We start from the raw sequence: 14,357 nt of genomic DNA on the forward strand, positions 1-14,357 counted from the left end.
CCCTTGCCGTTGCGGCAAACTGGAGGGCGGGGCGGAGCGTATCACCTCGGCCCCCAAAAACCCGGATCCCGTAGGAGGCGCCCCCGTGACCGAAACCAGCCAGCTCCAGATCCCCGCCGATCTCCTTCCCTCGGACGGCCGCTTCGGCGCCGGGCCCTCGAAGGTCCGCAAGGAGCAGGTCGATGCGATCGCCGCGGCTGGCTCGACCCTGCTGGGCACCTCCCACCGGCAGGCGCCGGTGAAGAACCTCGTGGGAAGCATTCGCGAGGGCCTCACGTCCTTCTTCAGCGCGCCTGACGGCTACGAGGTCATCCTCGGCGTCGGCGGCTCGACGGCGTTCTGGGACATCGCCTCCTTCGGCCTCGTCCGCTCCAAGGCCCAGCACCTCTCCTTCGGCGAATTCGGCTCGAAGTTCGCCAAGGCGACCGACAAGGCACCGTTCCTCGAGGCGTCCTCGATCATCACCTCCGAGCCGGGCACGCGCCCCTCGCCCAAGCCCGAGGCGGGCGTGGACGTGTATGCATGGCCCCAGAACGAGACCTCCACCGGCGTCGCCGCGCCGGTAGAGCGCGTGGAGGGCGCCGACGAGGGCTCCCTCGTGGTGGTGGACGCGACGAGCGCCGCGGGCGGCCTCGCCGTGGATGTGGCCCAGAGCGACGTCTACTACTTCGCGCCGCAGAAGAACTTCGCGTCCGACGGCGGCCTCTGGCTTGCGCTGTTCTCCCCCGCCGCGCTCGAGCGGGCAGAGGAGATCAAGGCCTCGGGCCGGTGGATCCCGGACTTCCTGGACCTCAAGACGGCCATCGACAACTCCAGGCTCAACCAGACCTACAACACCCCGAGCCTGACCACCCTCGTGGGCCTGAACGCCCAGGTCGAGTGGCTCAACGCCCAGGGCGGCCTCGACTGGGCCGCGTCGCGCACCGCGGACTCGGCGGGACGCATCTACTCCTGGGCGGAGGCATCCGAGTTCGCGACCCCCTTCGTGTCCACGCCGGACGAGCGCTCCAACGTCATCGCCACGATCGACTTCGACGAATCGGTTGACGCCGCCCAGGTCGCCAAGGCCCTGCGGGCCAACGGCATCGTGGACACCGAGCCCTACCGCAAGCTGGGTCGCAACCAGCTCCGGATCGCCACGTTCGTTGCGATCGAGCCCGAGGACATCACGAAGCTCACCCAGGCGATCGACTGGGTCGTGGGCCAGCTGGCCGGCTGAGCAGCCTCCTCCGGACGACGGCGGGCCCCCACCTTCGCCGGTGGGGGCCCGCGGTGCGTCGTGGCCCGGACGGCGGCGGCGAGACGGGGAAGCTCAGCTCTGGGCGTCCTCGCCGGAGGCCTCGCCGGAGGTCTCGCCCGTGGCGTCGTTGCCGGGAGCCTCCGGTTCCTCGGGCCCCTGTTCCTCCGGACTCTCCGGTTCCTCCCGGCGCTCAGGCTCCTCCGGACTCTTCGGCGAGCCGTCCGCGGAAGCCGCGGGGGCGCCGTCGTGCGCCTGCTCACCCGGGGCGGCCTCAGGCCCTGCCGTGTGGCTGTCCTCCGGGCGGACGCGCTCCGACCACGGGACCCACTCGGGAGCGAGGATGGAGTCCTGGGACGGGACCAGGCCGATCTCGCTCACCGTCGCGGCCTTGGACCGGGCCACCCGGGCGAGCGTGGCAAACCACTGCCAGCCCCGATAGCCGCGCAGGCGGCACTCGAAAAGGTGCGTGACCACGCGCTCGCCCTCGCTCTTGGCCGCGATGTGGCCCCCGATGTCCTCGGGGCGCGCGATGTCGGCCAGTGCCGCCCGGGCCGTGTCCGCGGCGGCGGCGAGGAAGGCATCGGGCTTGCCGACGCGCCACACGGGCACGCCGGCCTTGGGCTTCGCGGACGCCGTCGGCGTGCGCGCTGCGCTCTGCTGTGCCCCGGGCTCGGCCATGGCTACGCTTCGAGCTGCTCGGCCACGCGGCGCAGCGCGGCGGCGATCGTGGCGCCCTTGTCCGGGTAGTTGCCCCGGGAGAGCTGGCCGGAAACGTTGTCCAGGACGCTCACGAGGTCCTGGACAATGGGGGCGAGCTCACGGGCGGGCATCCGCTTGGCCCGCGCCACCGATGGGAGCTTCTCGAGGACCCGGACGGAGAGCGCCTGGGGCCCCCGCCGGCCATCGGCGATGCCGTACTCGAGCCGCGTGCCCGTCTTGATCTCGGCGTCGGCGGGCACGGCGGAGCCCGGAAGGAAGACCTCCTGCCCGTCATCGCCGGCGATGAACCCGAAGCCCTTCGCCTTGTCGAAGAACTTGACCTTGCCAGTGGGCACTGCCACTACCCCCATCTGTGAGGACTCGTTGGAACCCGCCCGCTGCCAGCGCAGAGGCCGCGCGCAAGGGCGGGGAAGCTGTACTGCATCTAGGTTACTGGCTCCCACAGCCAAAGTCGGCTTGGCGTCCGTGCCCGTGGGCGCCTCTGATATAGGTTTGACGCATGGTGCCTTCCCTGCCTCATCAGGGCCCACACGACCCGTCGTCGGGCGGTGTGCCCGGGAACGGCGGCTCACCGGCCGCCCCCCTTCCCGGCTGGCGCCGCGCTCTGACGGCCGCCGGAGCGGTGCTCGCCGTGGTGTCGCTCGTGGCGTGGGGCGTGACCCTGGGCCTCGCGGCAGGCGGGGGTCGAGCCCCCGGCTGGGTCGGCGGCCTGGCGCTCTACGGACTCCCCGTGGCCTTCATCCTCATGGGCGCGGCCCTCGCTGCCGCCGTCCTGGACCGGAGGCGCCGGTAGTGTCCTCGATCCGCGCGCTCGCCGAAGAACTCTCCGCCAGGGGCAACGACTCGTTGCGGCGGCTCTTCGTAGCCCGCCCGGACCTGATCATGCCCGGTGTGCCGGACTTCGCTGCCCTCGCGGCCCGGGCCTGCGCCCGGGTCAGCCTGCAGCGTGCCCTCGAGGGGCTCACGAAGCCGGAGCTGCAGGTCCTCGAGGCGCTCGTCCTGACCACGAACGAGGACGAGGGCCGCAGCGGAAGTGCGGTCGAGCTCCGGCACGCGGTGGGCAACGCGACGCTCGGCACGCTCGAGACCATCCTCGCCAACCTCTCCCAGCTGGCGCTCCTGTACCGGGCGGACCCCCCGGACACCATCCACTCCGCGTCGGGCAGCCGGCGCCGCTACTACCAGCCCGTGGCGCGACTGCGGGAAGTGCTCGGCACGTACCCGGCGGGCCTCGGCCGCGCCTACACCGACCTTGCCGCCGCGTCGCCGATCTTCGCCGAGCAGGCCGCGCGGATCGTGAACGCCATCGCAGCGCTGCAGCCGGCCGTGCTCCAGCAGCCCGTGGAGCACCACATCGCCGCCGCCTACGCGCTCGAACGGTGGGCGGCGCTTCCGGAGTCGCTCGAGGGGGCCCCACCGCGCACGGGCGAGGTCCTGGCCAAGTTCGCCCACTGGCCAGTCGGGGCCGTGCCCCACGCGGTGGCGCGCATCAAGCCCGGGCAGCGGACCGACAACCCCGTGGACTGGCTCCTCTCGCACGGAATCCTCGTGCCCCTCGACGACGAGCATGTCGAGCTCGCCCGGCCAGCCGGCCTCGCGCTGCGCGGCGGCCGCATCGTGCCCGAGCTCACGCTGGCACCACCCGTGCCAGAGCTTACGACGACGCCGCCGGCCCTGCGCCGCAACGCCGCACTCGGGGCGATCGGCGACCTCCTGCGGACGGTGAGCGCCCTCGCCGTCGAGGCGTCCGAGCGGCCGATCGAGACGCTGCGGGCCGGCGGAATCGGCACCCGGGAGGTGCGGCGCCTCTCCACCGCGCTGCGCGTGGACCACGACGCCGCGGTGTTCGCGCTCGAGCTTGCCGCGGCGGCGGGCATCCTGGCCCTGGATCCGGACACGTCGGTGTGGCGGGCCACGGGCGCGGAGCCCTGGCTGGCTCTGCCCCGCCCCGAACAGTGGCTCATCCTCGCGACCGTCTGGCTCGACACTCCGCGCGTGGCGTCCCTCGCGATGTCAGCGGAGGGCAGCGACCAGCTCGCACCGCTCTCCGGCGAGGGCCAGCGATCCGACGCCCCCAGCGTCCGACGCCGCGTCCTCGAGGTCGTCGAGCAGCTGGCGCGGGACGCGGCGCAGACCGATGGGCGCAGCGTCGTGGTCGGCCCGGAGGCAATCCGCACCCGCATCGACTGGCTCCAGCCGCGGCTGGCCCGCCGGCTCCGGGGCCTGCTCGAGATGGTCCTGTCCGAGGCTGCCCTGCTCGGCGTCATCGGATCCGGCTCGCTGACCGAGGTCGGCTCGGCGGTGCTCAAGGACGACTTCGACGCCGCCCGCGCGCGGCTCGCCGAGCTGCTGCCCCCCGGCGTGGACAAGGTGCTCCTCCAGGCAGACCTCACCGCGGTGGCACCCGGCTACCTCGACCCTGTCCTCGCGAGGCGCCTCGCGCTCCTTGCCGATCCCGAGGGCCGGGGCCCCGCCACCATCTACCGCTTCTCCGCGGCCAGCCTGCGCCGAGCCCTCGACGCCGGCGAGGACGCGGCGTCGATCCATGCCTTCCTTGCCGAATACTCCTCGACGCCAGTGCCCCAGCCTCTCGCCTACCTCATCGACGACACGGCGGCGCGGCACGGCCGGATCAGGGTGGGGCGCGCGGGGAGCTTCATCGCGAGCGACGACGAGGCCGCCGTCGCGGGGATCCTCGCCGACCCGGCGGCACGGCAGCTGGGACTGACCCAGATCGCCCCGACGGTGCTCGTGAGCAACGCCTCACCCCAGGAGGTGGCGAACGTCCTGCGGGAGCTGGGCCTCTCACCCGCGGTGGACGCAGCCCTCGACCCGGTCGTGCGGCTGCGCCGGCGCGCCGGCGAAAGTGCGCTCCCCACGCCCGTTCCCCACCCTCAAGTGCCGGACCGCGAGGCCGTCGAGGCGCAGCTCGCGATCCTCCGTGCGCAGTCCCCGGTGGGGCCGAACGGTGACGAGGCGGCGCCCGCGGTGGGCATCGAGACCCTCCAGAAGGCCATCCGCCTCAAGCGCGCGGTACGCTTGAACATTGTCGATGCGCTCGGCAATTCGAGCGTCGAGGAGCTGCGCCCGGTGTCCATCTCGGCGGGCCGCGTGCGCGTCTTCGACCCGGAGCGAGAGACAGAGCGGGTCCTCTCGGTCCACCGGATCATCGACGTCGAACTGGCCTGACCCGCGGACCGGAGCTGATTCGCGCGGCGCTTGCCATGCCCGCGAGCGCCCGTTGCCAAGGAGGCGTGGTATGAGCGATGGACCGCTCATCGTCCAGAGCGACAAGACGATCCTGCTCGAGGTGGACCATCCGCTCTCGACGGAGGCGCGCCACGCGATCGCGGCGTTCGCCGAGCTCGAGCGCGCGCCCGAGCATGTGCACACCTACCGGATCACGCCGCTAGGGCTCTGGAACGCCCGTGCGGCCGGGCTGGACGCGGAGCAGGTCCTCAACACGCTCCTGACCTACTCGAGGTTCCCGGTCCCCCACCCCCTCCTGATCGACATCGAGGAGACGATGTCGCGCTACGGGCGCCTCCGGCTCGAGAAGGACCCTGTTCACGGACTCGTGCTCCGCTCCGAGGACTTCCCGGTGCTCGAGGAGGTGCACCGCGCCAAGAAGATCGCGCCGATGCTGGGCCCGCGCATCGACCCGCAGACCACCGTGGTCCACTCCTCCCAGCGCGGGGCGCTCAAGCAGGCCCTGCTGAAGATCGGGTGGCCGGCGGAGGACCGCGCCGGCTACGTCGACGGCACCCCGCACCCGATCGCCCTCGAGGAGCGGGGATGGACACTGCGCCCGTACCAGCGGGTGGCGGCGGAGAACTTCTGGGCCGGCGGCAGCGGCGTCGTCGTGCTTCCGTGCGGTGCGGGGAAGACGCTGGTCGGGGCGGCGGCGATGGCGCAGTCCTCGACCACCGCCCTGATCCTCGTGACCAACACCGTCTCCGCCCGGCAGTGGCGTGACGAGCTGCTCAAGCGGACCACGCTCACGGAGGACGAGATCGGCGAGTACTCCGGCGCGGTGAAGGAGGTCCGCCCCGTCACCATCGCCACCTATCAGGTGCTCACGTCCAAGCGCGGCGGCCTCTACCCCCACCTCGAGCTGCTCGACGCGAACGACTGGGGACTCATCATCTACGACGAGGTGCACCTGCTGCCCGCGCCGATCTTCCGCATGACCGCTGACCTCCAGGCGCGGCGGCGGCTCGGGCTCACTGCGACCCTCGTGCGCGAGGACGGCCGGGAGGGCGAGGTTTTCTCGCTCATCGGGCCCAAGCGGTACGACGCCCCGTGGAAGGACATCGAGGCGCAGGGCTACATCGCTCCCGCGGACTGCGTGGAGGTCCGCGTGGACCTCCCGCGGGACGAGCGGATGGCGTACGCCATGGCCGAGGAGGCGGACAAGTACCGGCTGTGTGCCGCCAGCGAGACCAAGACCGCGGTCGTGGAGAAGCTCGTGGCGCGGCATGCCGACGAGCAGCTGCTCGTGATCGGCCAATTCCTCGATCAGCTCGCGGAGATCGGCGAGCGGATCGGAGCGCCGGTCATCACCGGGGCGACGAGCGTGAAGGAGCGGCAGCGGCTGTTCGATGCGTTCCGGGCGGGTGAGGAGAAGCGGCTCGTGGTCTCCAAGGTCGCGAACTTCTCGATCGACCTTCCGGAGGCCTCCGTGGCCATCCAGGTCTCCGGTTCCTTCGGGTCGCGCCAGGAGGAGGCCCAGCGCCTCGGCCGGCTCCTGCGGCCCAAGTCGGACGGTCGTGCGGCCCGGTTCTACGCGCTCGTTGCACGGGACACCCTGGACCAGGACTTCGCAGCGAAGCGCCAGCGCTTCCTCGCAGAGCAGGGATACGCCTATCGGATCCTCGACGCGAACGACGTGCCATCAACAGGCTCCGGGGACTGATCGACAGCTCCTGTGATCGTTGAGCGTCCAACGGCTTCCGGTCCACGGGAATTGAAGAGTGATCTACATCACATTACGGTGCGCGCGCTCGTACGATGAGTCCTGCAGGTCGGAGGGGGCTCCGCCTGAGCGCTGGGGACGCGCAGCCCACTGCACCCGGTGGGCACATAGGGTCGCGGTATGACCGCGTAAGCCCGATCAGGCTAGCTGGGGGCCGGCCGCGACATTCATGAGATCGCGGGACTGCATTCGTTCTCAGGAAACGAGAACTCCTCATGAAACTCATCCATCGCACCCGTTGGGGTGCGCTAGTGGGCGTGGGCGCGCTCGTCATTGCGACGGCGGCACCCCTCCACGCAGCTACGCTCGACGGGAGCACTTTTGACGCCGGCAATGGCTCGCTGACCACGAGCCTCTCCGGTGAGGTCGACTGGGCGACTCCCAACTTCGGCGTCAACTGTAAGGACACAACCTTCAGCTCGTACTGTCGCGACGACACCCCCTCGGGCAAGAACGACAACGCGTTCGGCAATGGCACCAAGGAGGACACGGTCAGCCCCACAGTCGTTAGCGGTGCGATTCCTCCGAACAAGAGCGACCTGACCCGGTTCTTCGCCAAAGTCGTCACAGAACAGAACGGTAGCGATTACGCCTACCTCGCGTGGGAGCGGAAGAACAACCCGTCCGGCACCACCAACATGGATTTCGAGCTCAACCAGAGCAAACTCGTTGACGGCAATGGCATCCCCGTACGCACCGACGGCGACATCCTGATGGACTTCCACCTCGCGAACGGTGGAACCAGCCCGACCATCATCTGGTACCGGTGGAACGCCACCGCCGGCTCCTGCGAAGCAACCGGTGCACCGCCCTGCTGGGGACCTGGAACGACAATTACAAACTCCGGCGGAATTCTCGGCAACTTCCAAGCCTCGGTCAACACCGCTACCGGCCAAGCGAATGATGCATTCGCCGGAACGGTACTGACGACAGCTCCCGGTCCACTCGACCCGTTCACCTTCGGCGAAGCAGCAGTAAACCTCGAGGGCGCGGGGATCATTCAACAGAACTCGTGCGTGACGCTCAACAACGCCTACGTCAAGAGCCGGTCGTCCGACTCGTTCACGTCAGAAATCAAGGACTTCATTCTGCCGATCAATCTCGGCTTCCAGAAGTGCGGCAGTATCACGATTCAGAAGACGTCCATCGGCGGTACGGGGACGTTCAACTACACTGACACGTCTTCCGTGGCGCAGGCGCCGAACTCCAACCTTACGTCACCGTTCTCCATCACGACTCAGGTCGCCGGAACGGCAAAGGCAGCTCCGACCTTCGTCAACCTCAGAGCGGGAACCTACACCTTCACCGAGAACCCGACGACCGGGTTTGACCCAACCAATCTGACATGTACTGTCCCACCGGGAGGGAAATCGACCTACACGGCTTCGCCCGACCACACGGTAGCGAACGTTACCCTCGTGGGCGGTGAGAACGTAACGTGCACCTACGAGAACACTGCTCAGGCAAATCTCTACGTCGTGAAGAAGACCGTCCCTAATCCGGACTCGACCGGGACGCTCTTCAACTTCACCGGCAACCTCACGGGCAGCATTGCAAATAAGGGCACCATCGCCGACCCAAATGTGCTTCCAAACCAGACGTACACCTCGACTGAATCTCCGACGATTGGCAGCCCCGGCCCAGCTCCGCGCTGGGACCTGACAACGGACAGCGGCTGCGTCAACACCGTGTCCGGCACGGCGGCGACCAACGCATCGATTGATGTCGGTAAGGCGACGGCAACCTTCAACCCAGTACCTGGCGACAACCTCACATGCACGTTCGTCAACCAAGAACGCGGCCAGATCGTAGTCACCAAAGTGGACGACCAAGGGAACACAGCTCCTTCGCTCAACGGCGCAATCTTCACACTCCTCGACAAGTCTGGGAATGCGCTTACAGGGAACCTTGCTGACAGCACAACGTGCACGATCAGTGGAGCAACGACAACCACTGCGGGCACCTGCTCGTTCACAGACGTCTATCCCGGCACCTACACCGTGCGGGAGACGACGCCACCCACGGGTTACTCGGCTGGGCCCGACGCAACAAATGTTGTGGTTGCGCCCGGTGCAGGGTACGACTCCGCCGTGCCAGCCGCCGCAGTGACCGTCAAGGATCCGCGGCAGTTCACGGTGATCGTCCTTGTGTGCCGGAACTCCGACCACTCGCTGTACCCGAGCCAAGTCACGCTCGATGGTTCGGCGGCAGTGACCTCGCTTGGAGCTGGCGGCGGCGGCGCGATCTCTGACGCGTCACTCTGCGCGCTTCAGGGTGCAACGTTCAGCCCCGAGGGCACTGGCAACCACACCAGCGGGATCAACATCCAGTAATCAACCACCAGTCTGATCTGGCATCCGAGGCCCCGCTGCCCACAGCGGGGCCTCACCCTTAGAGCAATAACTACACCGTATTTACAAAATCGCCACTCAGATCTACTCTGGAATCGCTGACGGGAAACACCAAGTCCTCGCGGGGCGCCCTGACCGGGGCGAGAGGACTCTCATCACGGTCCATTCCGGCATCCGCCCGTACCCTCACGGAGCTTTCCCATGCGCAAGGCATTCTTCGTTGTCGCTGCCCTCATGTTCCTCGACACCATCGTCCAGCTCTACCTCGCCGCGTTCGGCGCCTTCGCCGAGAGCCTCCTCGGCGAGGACTCGTTCGCCTACCACTTCATCAACGGCTACTTCATCCTGCGTGGCCTGTCGCTCCTCGCGATCCTCTTCGCGGCCCTGGCGAGGGCCGGCAAGAACACCGTCTGGCTCACCGTGGGCATCTTCGCCCTGACCTGGGTCCAGATGCTCGTGTTCGTGGTGGGCGGCATGCTGACAGGTGCCGGCCCGGAGAACCCGACGGTGCCCGGCGCCTGGGCCGTCGCGACCCATGCTGTCACCGGCCTGCTGATCATCTTCTGCTGCTACTGGCTCATGCTCCGCGCCCGCCGCCTCGACAAGACCGGCTCGGTCGCCCGGCCGGCCGACGCCGCGCAGCAGCCGGCCGCCACCGTCTGATCACCCCACCGCACCCTGGGGAGGCACCATGGCCGGCTCGGCCGTGCTCGGCGTCGACCTGCTCCTCGCCGCGGCCTGCACCGTGGCGTGGGCGGGCGCCCTCACCGCAGCTGTTGCCCTCGGACGCACGACGCCGCCGGGCTGGCTTCCGCGGTGGGCGCCGGCGGCCGCGGGCGCTATCGGCGGGCTCCTCGGGGCCGGGCGTCTGGCCATCCTGGCCATCGCCCCACCCGTCTTGGCGGGTGACCGGCTCCTGGGCGCCGCAGCGCTCACGGCACCCGGGAGCGCTGCCGGGATCGCCGCCGTCGTCCTCCTGAGCCGCGGCTCCAGCAGACATCCCGAGACCGGCGCCGGCGGCGAGGCGAACCGCCGCCGGCGCCCGCGGCTGGCCCTGACGGGGCTCGTCGCCGCGGCGGCGTTCACGGCGGCGGCGTTCATCGCCACGCTCACTTTCGGCACACCGGCCGGCTGGCTGCCGCTGGCCGTCCTCGCCTCACTCGCGGTCTTGGCCACGGGAACCGCCGCGATCGGATTCGGCCGGGGCTGGAGGCACCGCGCCGTCGTGCCGCTCGCGGGGCTCGGGGCCGCAGTGCTGGCCGGCTCGCTCGCGGTCTCCTGGATGGACAGCCGGGCCGCGCCGCCCTCGGCCTTCCACGATGCGGGCCACCATGCAGCCGCACCAGCCGCCGCCTCGCCGCCTCTGGCGGAGCGCAGCGTGGACTCGCTCCGCGGTCCCTCCACGGGGCCTGTGCACGCGTTCACCCTCCACGCCCGCAGCGAGCAAGTCACCCTCGACGACGGCCGGACGGTCAGCGCCCTCACGTTCGGCTCCCTGCCAGGCCCCGAACTGCGCGCGGTCCAGGGCGAGACCGTCAGGGTCACGCTCGTCAACGACTCGGTGGCCGACGGCGTGACCCTCCACTGGCACGGCTACGACGTGCCCAACGCCATGGACGGCGTGCCCGGGGTCACGCAGGACGCAGTGATGCCCGGCCATTCCTTCACCTACGAGTTCCCCGCGGCCCAGACGGGCACCTACTGGTACCACACGCACCAGAACGGGTCGGCGGACGTCCCGCTCGGGCTGTACGGGGCGCTCATCGTGGACCCGGCCTCCCCCGATGCGCCCCTTCCGTCCGGTGCCGAGGACCTCACGGTCCCGGTCCACTCGATCGGCGGCTCGACGCTGTTCGGCTACCACGCCGCGCCCTGGTCCGAGACCGTGGCCCCCGGCACGCCCGTGCGCGTGCGGCTCATCAACACGGACCAGCTCACCCAGCGGTTCAGCGTCGCGGGGGCGGCGTTCCGGCTCGCAGCGGTCGACGGCGGGGAGGTCGCCGGCGGGGCGGAGCTCACCGGCGCGGTGCTGCCCCTTGCGGCGGGCGGCCGGTACGACGTCGTGCTGACCATGCCAGAGCGCCCGGTGCAGATCGCCCTCGAAGGCTCCCGCGGCGGGAGCCTCACGCTCGTGCCCTCCGGCGAGCAGGCGCCGTCGTCCGCACCGCGCTTCACGCCGGGCCCCGAGCTCGACCTCGCATCCTACGGCGCGCCGGCTGCGACACCGGCGCCGGCGGCGGACGCCTCCGCGACGTACGTCGCCGACCACCTCCTCCGGTTCGTGGAGGGCGTTCCGCGCTTCGCGTTCACCGTCAATGGCGCGGTCTACCCGAACATCCCGCCGCTCGTCGTGCGCGAGGGCGAGAAGGTGCTCATCACGATCGTGAACCGCAGCGACGACGTCCATCCGATGCACCCCCACGGCCACCACGTGCGAGTGATGAGCATCGACGGGCGGCCCGTGACCGGGGACCTTCGGATGGACAGCCTCGAGGTCCGGCCGGGGCAGGTGTGGACGGTGTTGCTCACCGCGGACAATCCGGGCATCTGGATGGACCACTGCCACAACCTGAACCACGCGCGGGACGGCATGGTGTTCCACCTCGCCTACGACGGGATCTCGACCCCGTTCGCGCACGGAGGCGCCTCCGCGAATCGGCCCGAATGACGTCCAACGCTGCCCATGTTCCGTGCAGTGCGGACCGAGCCGTCGGCGCAAGACCGCACAGCGAACGTCCAGACAATTCTCAGAGTCTGGGGGCACGATGGGAGCCGTGAAGAAGACCGATCATGAAGCCAAGCTCCTCGTCGTCGATGACGAGCCCAACATCCGGGAACTCCTCTCGACGTCCCTGAGGTTCGCCGGGTTCGAAGTCGTTGCGGCAGGGAACGGGCGCGAAGCCCTCGCGGCCGCGGAGGCGCAGTCGCCCGACCTTGTGGTCCTCGACGTCATGCTCCCGGACATGGACGGCTTCACCGTGACGCGGAAACTGCGGGCGGCCGGCCGCCACGTCCCGGTCCTCTTCCTCACGGCCAAGGACGAGACCGAGGACAAGGTCCAGGGCCTCACCGTGGGCGGCGACGACTACGTGACCAAGCCGTTCAGCCTCGACGAGGTCGTGGCCCGTATCCGCGCCGTCCTGCGGCGCACCCAGCCGGTGCTCGACGACGACGCCGTGATCCGGGTCGATGACCTCGAGCTCGACGACGACGCGCACGAGGTGCGACGCGGGGGCGTGAACATCGACCTCTCCCCCACCGAGTTCAAGCTCCTCCGCTACCTCATGCTCAACCCCAACCGGGTCCTGTCCAAGTCGCAGATCCTGGACCACGTCTGGGAGTACGACTTCAACGGCGACGCCTCGATCGTCGAGTCCTACATCTCCTACCTGCGCCGCAAGGTCGATGCCAACGGCCCCGGGCTCATCCAGACCAAGCGCGGCGTCGGCTACGTCCTGCGGACAGCGGAGAAGCGCTGATCCGTGCTCGCTCTGTGGAAGAGGGCGTCCCTGCGCTCTCAGCTCGTCGCGATCATGATGGTCCTCCTCACGGGGGCCATCTTCCTGACGGCGGCGGCCACAGTCACCCAGCTGAGGACCTACCTCGTGGGGCAGCTCGACCTCCGGCTCACCAACGCGTCCGACTACGCGAAGAACAACCAGGACATTGACCTCCTGACGACCGAGAATCCGCTCGTCCCCCAGGACTACGTCCTCGTGATCTATCCCCAGGGCGGGAAGCCGAGCGTCTACAACACGCCGGACCCTGCGATCGGGCGCCCCGACATCCCTTCGATCACCCCGGACGAGGCGCGCGCGATGCAGCAGCGCGACGAGGTCCGGCAGGTCCGCGGCACCGCGAATTCGACCGACTGGCGCTACACGGCGATCCCCGTCCGGGTGGTGGCGAGCAACACGCCCGCGGCCATCGTCATCGCCCTGCCGCTGACCGACGTCGAGAATGCAATCCAGCACACCCTCACGCTCACCGCGGGCGTCGGCATCGTGACGCTCGCCTCCGTCTTCGCCATCGCGATGTGGACCGTCACGCGCGCCTTCAGGCCACTGCGGCGCGTGGAGAAGACCGCTGCAGCCATCGCCGCGGGCGACCTCTCCCAGCGCGTCGACGCCGAAACGCCGGGCACCGAGCTCGGGCGCCTCTCCTCCTCGCTCAACGCCATGCTCTCCCACATCGAGGTGGCGTTCCAGGCGCGCATGGCGTCCGAGGCACGCATGCGCAGGTTCATCTCTGACGCCTCGCATGAGCTCCGCACCCCGCTCGTGACGATCCGCGGCTTCTCCGAGCTCTACCGCCATGGCGCACTCGCGACCGACCAGGACGTCGCGACAGCGATGGGCCGGATCGAGAGCGAGGCCAAGCGGATGGGGACCATGGTCGAGGACCTTCTCACACTGGCCCGGCTCGACGAGCAGCGGCCGCTCGTGCTCAAGCCGATCGACCTCCTGCCCGTGGGCCACGATGCGGTCGTGGACGTACGGGCGACCGCGCCGGACCGCGAGGTGCGGCTCGTGGGGCTCGCCGGGCCTGCCCCGGCACCCGCCCCGACACTCGGCGACGAGGCGCGCATCCGGCAGGTGGTGGGCAACCTCGTCGGCAACGCGCTCGCCTACACCCCCGCCGGCTCACCGCTGGAGATCGCCGTCGGCACACGTGTTGCGGGCACTCGCACGGTCGCGGTCCTCGAGCTGCGGGACCACGGCCCGGGCATCGAGGAGAAGGACGCCGCGAAGATCTTCGAACGCTTCTACCGCGCCGACACCTCCCGTACCCGCCAGACGGGCGGAACGGGGCTCGGGCTCGCCATCGTGGCGGCCATCATCGGCTCCCACAACGGGACCGTCAGGTACCAGGACACCCCCGGGGGCGGCTCGACGTTCGTGATCGAGATGCCGTACGTCGACGTGCCTGAGCAACCCTCCGCGCCCCCGGCATCCGCTACCGAGAAATCCTCCCGCGAGTTGTCCACATAGGGACGACGGCGGCTGCCCCGGCGCAGCACCCTTCCCTAGGGTCGAGGAGAAGGCGCGGAAGGGCCGCGGCGGATCAGGGA

General features: G+C 69.7%; 11 protein-coding genes. 9 read left to right on the top strand and 2 right to left on the bottom strand.

The genetic code is table 11. From position 1 onward, the window contains the following. Positions 1 to 85: 85 nt before the first annotated feature. Positions 86 to 1,219, top strand: a complete 1,134-nt coding sequence (gene serC, locus IE231_RS12280; protein WP_189694258.1) for a phosphoserine transaminase — start codon at positions 86 to 88, stop codon at positions 1,217 to 1,219. A 93-nt stretch (positions 1,220 to 1,312) separates the two neighbouring features. Here the strand turns inward: serC and IE231_RS12285 are convergent, their stop codons facing one another. Both IE231_RS12285 and IE231_RS12290 read right to left on the bottom strand, forming a co-directional pair. Continuing rightward, complete coding sequence (locus IE231_RS12285) at positions 1,313 to 1,918, bottom strand: DUF3027 domain-containing protein (RefSeq protein WP_189694259.1); 606 nt, start codon at positions 1,916 to 1,918, stop codon at positions 1,313 to 1,315. A 2-nt stretch (positions 1,919 to 1,920) separates the two neighbouring features. Further along, positions 1,921 to 2,295, bottom strand: coding sequence for a cold-shock protein (locus IE231_RS12290; protein WP_189694326.1), 375 nt, complete (start codon positions 2,293 to 2,295; stop codon positions 1,921 to 1,923). A gap of 164 nt (positions 2,296 to 2,459) precedes the next feature. Here IE231_RS12290 and IE231_RS18270 point away from each other — a divergent pair, with 164 nt between their 5' ends. From IE231_RS18270 to IE231_RS12330, 8 genes are all read left to right on the top strand, one after another. Beyond that, positions 2,460 to 2,753 carry a hypothetical protein gene (locus IE231_RS18270; RefSeq protein ID WP_229866823.1) on the top strand — a complete coding sequence of 98 codons (294 nt, stop codon included), beginning with the start codon at positions 2,460 to 2,462 and terminating at the stop codon, positions 2,751 to 2,753. Beyond that, a complete protein-coding gene (locus IE231_RS12300) occupies positions 2,753 to 5,149 on the top strand; it encodes a helicase-associated domain-containing protein (RefSeq protein ID WP_189694260.1) in 2,397 nt (798 codons plus the stop codon). Before IE231_RS18270 ends, IE231_RS12300 begins: the two co-directional genes overlap by 1 nt. A 70-nt stretch (positions 5,150 to 5,219) precedes the next feature. Further along, complete coding sequence (locus IE231_RS12305; protein WP_189694261.1) at positions 5,220 to 6,875, top strand: DNA repair helicase XPB; 1,656 nt, start codon at positions 5,220 to 5,222, stop codon at positions 6,873 to 6,875. Between the two features lie 275 nt (positions 6,876 to 7,150). Continuing rightward, positions 7,151 to 9,268 carry a prealbumin-like fold domain-containing protein gene (locus IE231_RS12310; protein WP_189694262.1) on the top strand — a complete coding sequence of 706 codons (2,118 nt, stop codon included), beginning with the start codon at positions 7,151 to 7,153 and terminating at the stop codon, positions 9,266 to 9,268. 219 nt (positions 9,269 to 9,487) lie between these two features. Then, positions 9,488 to 9,949 (top strand): DUF6220 domain-containing protein, encoded by a 462-nt coding sequence (locus tag IE231_RS12315; RefSeq protein WP_189694263.1) that lies wholly within the window; start codon positions 9,488 to 9,490, stop codon positions 9,947 to 9,949. Between the two features lie 28 nt (positions 9,950 to 9,977). Beyond that, positions 9,978 to 11,954 (top strand): multicopper oxidase family protein, encoded by a 1,977-nt coding sequence (locus IE231_RS12320; RefSeq protein ID WP_189694264.1) that lies wholly within the window; start codon positions 9,978 to 9,980, stop codon positions 11,952 to 11,954. A 97-nt stretch (positions 11,955 to 12,051) separates the two neighbouring features. Beyond that, on the top strand, positions 12,052 to 12,765 hold the full coding sequence (locus IE231_RS12325; protein WP_189694265.1) for a response regulator transcription factor: 714 nt from the start codon (positions 12,052 to 12,054) through the stop codon (positions 12,763 to 12,765). A gap of 3 nt (positions 12,766 to 12,768) precedes the next feature. Then, entirely contained in the window at positions 12,769 to 14,277 is a 1,509-nt protein-coding gene (locus tag IE231_RS12330; RefSeq protein WP_189694266.1) for a sensor histidine kinase, read from the top strand. Positions 14,278 to 14,357: the final 80 nt, after the last annotated feature.

This window comes from Sinomonas cellulolyticus, assembly GCF_014656475.1.
GTDB classification, from domain to species: domain Bacteria; phylum Actinomycetota; class Actinomycetes; order Actinomycetales; family Micrococcaceae; genus Sinomonas; species Sinomonas cellulolyticus.

Excerpts from the sequence above, each read along its gene's own strand:
- IE231_RS18270 (WP_229866823.1), top strand. The coding sequence starts at position 2,460 with ATGGTGCCTTCCCTGCCTCATCAGGGCCCACACGACCCGTCGTCGGGC.
- IE231_RS12310 (WP_189694262.1), top strand. The coding sequence starts at position 7,151 with ATGAAACTCATCCATCGCACCCGTTGGGGTGCGCTAGTGGGCGTGGGC.
- IE231_RS12285 (WP_189694259.1), bottom strand. The coding sequence starts at position 1,918 with ATGGCCGAGCCCGGGGCACAGCAGAGCGCAGCGCGCACGCCGACGGCG.
- IE231_RS12320 (WP_189694264.1), top strand. The coding sequence starts at position 9,978 with ATGGCCGGCTCGGCCGTGCTCGGCGTCGACCTGCTCCTCGCCGCGGCC.
- IE231_RS12305 (WP_189694261.1), top strand. The coding sequence starts at position 5,220 with ATGAGCGATGGACCGCTCATCGTCCAGAGCGACAAGACGATCCTGCTC.
- IE231_RS12325 (WP_189694265.1), top strand. The coding sequence starts at position 12,052 with ATGGGAGCCGTGAAGAAGACCGATCATGAAGCCAAGCTCCTCGTCGTC.
- IE231_RS12315 (WP_189694263.1), top strand. The coding sequence starts at position 9,488 with ATGCGCAAGGCATTCTTCGTTGTCGCTGCCCTCATGTTCCTCGACACC.